Annotated in this window: 5 protein-coding genes and 1 pseudogene; 5 read left to right on the forward strand and 1 reads right to left on the reverse strand. The window is 60.0% G+C overall.

Annotation, left to right across the window (positions count from 1 at the left end):
* The 5 genes and pseudogenes from AAC035_RS16835 to der form a co-directional block, all read left to right on the forward strand.
* Window positions 1–554: flavodoxin-dependent (E)-4-hydroxy-3-methylbut-2-enyl-diphosphate synthase (locus AAC035_RS16835; RefSeq protein ID WP_339806189.1), on the forward strand; the 554-nt coding region annotated here is incomplete at its 5' end.
* A 43-nt stretch (window positions 555–597) separates the two neighbouring features.
* Window positions 598–1884 carry a histidine--tRNA ligase gene (hisS, locus tag AAC035_RS16840; protein WP_339806197.1) on the forward strand — a complete coding sequence of 429 codons (1287 nt, stop codon included), beginning with the start codon at window positions 598–600 and terminating at the stop codon, window positions 1882–1884.
* A gap of 83 nt (window positions 1885–1967) precedes the next feature.
* Window positions 1968–2624 carry a tetratricopeptide repeat protein gene (locus AAC035_RS16845; protein ID WP_339806191.1) on the forward strand — a complete coding sequence of 219 codons (657 nt, stop codon included), beginning with the start codon at window positions 1968–1970 and terminating at the stop codon, window positions 2622–2624.
* A pseudogene (gene bamB / locus AAC035_RS16850) lies at window positions 2624–3765 on the forward strand (outer membrane protein assembly factor BamB). The gene AAC035_RS16845 and the pseudogene bamB overlap by 1 nt, the downstream one beginning before the upstream one ends.
* A 23-nt stretch (window positions 3766–3788) precedes the next feature.
* Window positions 3789–5210, forward strand: a complete 1422-nt coding sequence (gene der, locus AAC035_RS16855; RefSeq protein ID WP_339806193.1) for a ribosome biogenesis GTPase Der — start codon at window positions 3789–3791, stop codon at window positions 5208–5210.
* 10 nt (window positions 5211–5220) lie between these two features.
* On the opposite strand, the gene pta is transcribed toward der, so the two are convergent.
* Window positions 5221–6775 (reverse strand): phosphate acetyltransferase (pta, locus tag AAC035_RS16860; RefSeq protein WP_339806195.1); only part of this gene is annotated, 1555 nt, incomplete at its 5' end.

The following is a 6775-nucleotide window of genomic DNA, read 5'->3' on the forward strand; positions in this document are numbered from 1 at the left end:
TGGCGGCCTACCGCAAGATCGCCAGCCAGATTGAACAGCCGCTGCATCTGGGGATCACCGAAGCCGGGGGTTTCCGCTCCGGCACGGTCAAGTCGTCCATTGGCCTTGGCATGTTGCTGATGGATGGCATTGGCGACACCATCCGGGTGTCTCTGGCAGCCGATCCGGTGCAGGAGATCAAGGTTGGTTACGACATTCTGAAGAGCCTGCGGTTGCGCAGCCATGGCATCAACTTCATCGCCTGTCCCAGCTGTTCGCGGCAGAACTTCGATGTTATCCAGACCATGAACGATCTGGAAGCCCGGCTCGAGGACGTCAATGTGCCGCTGGATGTGGCGATCATCGGTTGCATCGTTAACGGTCCGGGTGAAGCCAAGGAAGCCGACGTGGGCCTCACCGGCGGCAGCCCGAAAAATCTGTTCTATCTGGCAGGGCGTCCGAACCAGAAACTGGACAATGCCAATCTTACCGACGACCTTGAACGGCTGATCCGGGAAGAAGTTGCTCGCCGCCAGGCGCAGGAAAATGCGATCATTGCCCGCTCTGAGGGCTGACCGCCCGGCTGATCGCACTGAACACCAACACGAATAAGGTTTTATCTTGGCTAAGATTCAGGCTATTCGCGGGATGAATGACATCCTGCCTGAGCAGACCCCGGTCTGGCAGTTTCTGGAGGCGAAGGTGCGGGCACTGCTCCGTTCCTACGGCTATCAGGAAATCCGTATGCCGGTTGTCGAGCAGACGGACCTGTTCCGGCGCTCGATCGGTGAGGTCACAGACATTGTCGAAAAGGAAATGTACACCTTTGACGACCGTAATGGCGACAGCCTCACCTTGCGCCCTGAAGGCACCGCCGGTTGCGTCCGGGCGGCGGAAGAACATGGGCTGATCTTCAATCAGACCCGGCGGCTCTGGTACACCGGCCCGATGTTCCGTCACGAGCGCCCCCAGAAAGGCCGTTATCGCCAGTTTCACCAGATCGGTGTGGAATGCTTCGGTATGGACGGTCCCGATATCGATGCCGAACTGCTGATCCTCACCGCCCGTTTGTGGCAGTCGCTGGGTCTGCAGGATCATGCCCATCTGGAGCTCAACAGCATTGGTACTGCCGAGGCACGCAAGGCCTATCGACAGGCCCTGGTTGAGTATCTGGGAGCATTTGGCGCAGACCTTGATCCGGACAGCCAGCGGCGCTTGCTGACCAACCCACTGCGAATTCTCGATTCCAAGAATCCGGAGACCCAGCGCATTCTGGAAAAGGCACCGTCGCTGGAAGACTACCTCGACGATGAGTCGAAAGCGCATTTCGGGCAGTTGACCGGTTTGCTGGATGCGGCGGGGATACCTTACCGGGTCAATCCCCGCCTGGTCCGGGGGCTCGATTACTACGGCAAGACCGTTTTTGAATGGGTCACCGAAAGTCTGGGTGCCCAGGGCACTATTTGTGCTGGTGGCCGTTATGATGGTCTGGTGGAGCAGCTGGGTGGGCGCCCGGCTCCGGCAGTTGGTTTCGCCATGGGTATGGAGCGTCTGATTCTGCTGCTGGAAACTTTGGAACTGGTTCCCGGTGACGTGCACGGCAACGCCGACGTATATGTCACGGCACTGGGAGAGCCGGCCATAAGGGAGGCTTTTGCAGTCAGTGATGAGTTACGTCAGGCCCTGCCCGGACGCGTTGTCATAACCCACTGTGGCGGTGGCAGCTTCAAGAGCCAGATGAAAAAGGCGGATCGCAGTGGCGCCGCCATCGCGCTGATACTTGGCGAGAACGAAGTGAGCGAAGGTGTGGTCGGGGTGAAGCCCCTGCGTTCGGACGACGCTCAGATTACGGTGCCCCGGGGCTCCGTGGCCGAACAGCTTGCCGGTATGCTGCGGGATCGCTGACGGGCGATCAGCTTGCCGGGCCGGACGTACACGGTTAAACAGAAGATAGCCAGACACGATAAAGGAATACCACAGGAGTCACCATGGCCGAGTTGCGGACAGAAGAAGAACAGGTTGAAGCGATCAAGAACTGGTTCAGGCAGAACGGTACCTCGTTACTGATTGGTATCGGTGCGGCCCTGGCCATTGTCTTTGGCTGGCAGGCCTGGCAGACCCATCAGGCGAACGAACAGGCTTCGGCCGCGAACGCCTTTAACCGCTTGCTGGAAGCGTCCAGCCAGCAGTCATCGGATGAAAACCGGGAAACGGTTCGCTATCTGGGTGAGCAATTGCGCTCGGATTACCCGGATACACCCTATGCGACCTATGCCAGCCTGCTGTTGGCCAGCGAGCAGCTGATGGAAGAAAATGACCCGGCCGCGGCCCGTGAATCCCTGAGCTGGGCACTGGACCGGGTTGAGTCGGGTTCAACCCTCGAGTTGCTGGTTCGCAGCCGGCTTGCCCGGGCACAGCTTGCAGAGGGCGACCTTGACGCTGCTCTGGCGACTCTTCGCAGTGCCTCGGATACCGGTGCCTTCACCGGGCTGATGGCAGAACTGGAGGGCGATATTCTGATGGCCAGTGGTGATCAGGGCGGCGCCCGGAAGGCCTATCTGCGCGCCCGTGAGGCTGCCGGCAGTGAGGGGCTTGGCCTGTTGCAGCTGAAGCTCGCAGACCTGGGCATTGGAGGTGATGCCTGATGCCTCAGGTAAAATGGCTGATGCCGGCATTGTTGGTGTTACTGGCCGGTTGCAGCTCGACTGAGAATTTCGAGGAGCCGGCTCCGGTCCCTCAGGCGGTGGGCTCCGTTACCCTCGAACAGGAGTGGAGCACCCGTGTCGGCAAGGGCCATGACGAAGACTTTCTGCAGCTGACACCTGTGGTGCTCGGCGGCAGTCTGTACGCGGTTTCCGCCGATGGCGTGTTGCTGGCTATCGGACCTGCGACCGGTGATGAACGCTGGCGCAAGCGGCTCGACGAACGGGTCATGGCCGGTCTGGGTGGGGACAATCGGCATCTGTACCTGGTAAATGACGACGCCGAGATCATTGCCCTGGATCGCGCTGATGGTGAGCCGGTGTGGCGCGCCTGCCCAACGAAGCGTTGGCAGAGCCCCGCTCCAATGGCAATCTGGTGGTGGTGCAGACCATCGACGGACGGGTGCTGGCGTTCAATGCACTTGATGGTGAACGTCGCTGGCAGTATGAGGCGACCACCCCGGCACTGTCGTTCCGGGCCAGTGCGCCGCCGGTGGTCGGTGGTGAGATGATTCTTGCCTCCTTTGCCAACGGCCGGCTGGTGGCACTTTCTGCGGAAAACGGTCAGGCACTGTGGCAATACGCGGTGGGTGAACCCAGTGGCCGCACCGAACTTGAGCGGTTGGTAGACGTCACCGCCGAACCGCTGGTGATTGAAAACGCCGTTCTGGTGGCGGGTTATCAGGGCAAGCTTGCGCTGCTGGATCTGCAAGGCGGCCAGGAAATCTGGAGCCGCAGTACCTCGACCTTTCACAGTCCGGCACTGGGGCGTGACCGGGTCTTTGTGGCCATGGTCAATGGCGATATGGTGGCGCTGGATGGTTCGACCCTGGAGCGGATCTGGACTCAGGATCAGCTGGGCTGGCGTCGGCTGTCCGCTCCGCTTGCGGTCGGCGACTATGTACTGGTCGGGGATTACGAAGGTTATATTCACCTCCTGTCGCAGCAGGATGGCAGCTTTGAAGGTCAGTTGCAGGTAGACAAGAGTGGCCTGAGATCGCCGTTTCTGGTCTGGGAAGACAAGATCATCGTCTACGGCAATGGTGGCCGGCTTGGCGTTTATTCACTGCGTGAGCGCGACTGAGCGCTCCGGTTAGGCGAGATTTCATGACTCCGGTAATTGCACTGGTTGGCCGTCCCAATGTCGGCAAATCCACGCTGTTCAATCAGATGACCCGTTCACGGGACGCCCTGGTCGCAGATTTCCCCGGGCTGACCCGCGATCGTAAATACGGCGATGGCGACCACGAAGGCCGGCGTTTTATCGTTATTGATACCGGGGGGCTGACCGGTGACGAAGCAGGACTGGATGCCGAAATGGCCAGACAGTCCGTGCAGGCTATCGAGGAAGCCAGCATTGTTCTGTTTCTGGTGGACGGTCGTTCCGGCCTGATGGCGGGTGATGAACTGATCGCGGACCAGCTCCGCAGGTCGGGGAAGCAGGCGCATCTGGTGGTCAACAAGACCGACGGCCAGGACGCCGACGTGGCGACAGCTGACTTCTACAAGCTGGGCTTTGATTCGGTATTCCAGATTGCCGCCTCCCACAACCGCGGTATCCGCTCGATGCTGGATCTGCTCTTGCCGGAGGTGGACGAGGAGAATCAGGATCGCGCCAGTCTTTATCCCGGCATCCGCATTGGTGTGGTGGGCCGTCCCAACGTCGGCAAGTCAACGCTGGTCAATCGTCTGCTGGGGGAAGAACGCGTCGTGGTTTACGACATGCCCGGCACGACCCGTGACAGCATCTATATTCCCTATGAGCGGCAGGGTGAGGAATACACCCTGATCGACACGGCGGGAGTCAGGCGCCGCAAGAACGTCAGTGAAACGGTAGAGAAATTCTCGATCATCAAGACCCTGCAGGCCATCGAGGATGCCCATGTGGTGATCCTGGTGATCGACGCCCGGGAAGGCCTGGTGGACCAGGATCTGCACCTGATCGGCTTTGTCCTGCACGCGGGACGTTCGCTGGTAATTGCCGTCAACAAGTGGGACGGCATGGACCCGGAAGACAAGGACAAGGTCAAGGAGCAGGTCCGTCGTCGCCTCGATTTCCTTGATTATGCCGACAAGCATTACATTTCAGCCCTCCACGGTTCCGGTGTTGGACTGTTGTATGACTCTATCCGGGAGTGTTATGCCTCTTCCATGGCGAAGTGGCAGACCAACCGGCTCACGGAAATCCTGCAGGATGCAGTCGCCCAGCATCAGCCACCAATGATTCACGGTCGGCGGATCAAGTTGCGCTACGCCCACCAGGGTGGCTCCAATCCGCCCATCATTGTGGTTCACGGTAACCAGACCGATGCGTTACCCGGCGATTACAAACGCTATATGGAAAACACCTTTCGCAAGGTTTTGAAAGTGACCGGCACGCCCATCCGCTTCGAGTTCCGCTCCGGCGAGAACCCGTTCGCCAATCGGGTCAGCCGGATGACGCCGCGGCAGAAGGTCAAGCAGGACACTGATCTGAAGAAAGGCCGGCGGATCAAGAAAACAAGGATGAAAAGCAAAAAGGGGCGCTGAGCCCCTTTTTTTACGCGTCCTTATCCGCTGACGCGGCCTGCTCTGCCTGCACCGCAGTGATGGCAATGGTAAACACGATGTCATCCACCAGTGCGCCCCGGGACAGATCATTGACCGGCTTGCGCAAGCCCTGCAGCATGGGACCGATGCTGACCACGTTGGCGCTCCGCTGTACCGCCTTATAGGTGGTGTTGCCGGTATTCAGGTCAGGGAAGATGAATACCGTGGCACGGCCAGCTACCGGGCTGTCCGGTGCCTTGCTCCGGCCCACGTTCTCAATAGCCGCAGCGTCGTACTGCAACGGTCCGTCTATCAACAGGTCAGGACGTCGTTCCTGTGCAATCAGGGTCGCCTGCCGTACTTTTTCCACATCGGCGCCGGAGCCGGACGATCCGGTACTGTAGCTGATCATGGCCACCACCGGCTTTACCCCGAAAGCAGCAGCTGAATCGGCACTCTGAATGGCTATGTCGGCCAGCTCTTCCGCGTTCGGGTCGGGATTGACCGCGCAATCGCCGTAGACCAGAACCTGGTCTGGCAACAGCATGAAGAAAACCGAAGATACTACCCTGGCGTGGGGGGCGGTCCTGATCAGTTGCAGCGCCGGGCGTATGGTGTTGGCGGTGGTGTGAATGGCACCGGAGACCAGACCATCCGCTTCATCAAGTGCCACCATCATGGTGCCGAGCACGACGTTGTCTTCCAGCATTGACTCCGCCATGTCCGGGGCCAGTCCCTTGTGCTTGCGCAGTTTGACCATTGGCTCAACGTATTGCTTGCGCACGTCTGCGGGGTTGATGATCTCCAGACCTTCCGGCAGTGTCAGGCCCTGGGACTCGGCGACATTCTCGATTTCATCCCTTTCGCCCAGCAGCACGCAGCGGGCGAGACCTCGCTGGGTACAGATAATCGCGGCCTGAATCGTTCGTGGCTCGCTGCCTTCCGGTAATACAATGCGCCTGTCTGCTGCCCGGGCCCGCTCGGACAGACGGTGGCGAAAGGCCGGCGGCGACATCCGCCGCTGACGATCAACTTTCAGGTGTTGCTGAAGCCAGTCAGCATCCATTCTGGACGCCACGGCATCCATTACCTTTTCAATGCGGTCCGGGTCATCCGGGTTGACCGCAGACGGCAGGCTGGCCAACCGGTGCGCAGTTTCGTAGGTATTGGTTTCGGTATACAGCACCGGTAGTCCGGTCGCCAGAGCTCTGCGGCAAAGGTCGATGGTGCGCTGATCGGGCATCAGGCCTCCTGTCAGCATCAGTCCGGCCAGGGGGACGCCATTGAGCGCTGCCACCGCAGCGGCAACCAGGATGTCTTCACGGTCTCCCGGTGTGACCAGCAGGGTACCAGGGCGCAGGGTTTCGATCATGTTGGGGATGGTGCGGGCACACACGGAAATTTTCTGCACCCGGCGGTTATCAATATCCCCTTCATGCAGCACGGAGGCGGGCAGATCCCGGGCGACATCGCTCATGCGGGGTGCCAGCAGGTCCGGTTGCCAGGGAATGCTGGCCAGCACCCGAAGCCGGCCCTCGCTGAAAATCCGGCATTCCGTGGAGTAG

The organism is uncultured Marinobacter sp. (assembly GCF_963974375.1).
In the GTDB taxonomy this organism is placed as follows: domain Bacteria; phylum Pseudomonadota; class Gammaproteobacteria; order Pseudomonadales; family Oleiphilaceae; genus Marinobacter.

Bases quoted from the DNA above. Each gene is read 5' to 3' on its own strand.
- AAC035_RS16845 (WP_339806191.1), top strand. From the start codon at position 1,968: ATGGCCGAGTTGCGGACAGAAGAAGAACAGGTTGAAGCGATCAAGAAC.
- der (WP_339806193.1), top strand. From the start codon at position 3,789: ATGACTCCGGTAATTGCACTGGTTGGCCGTCCCAATGTCGGCAAATCC.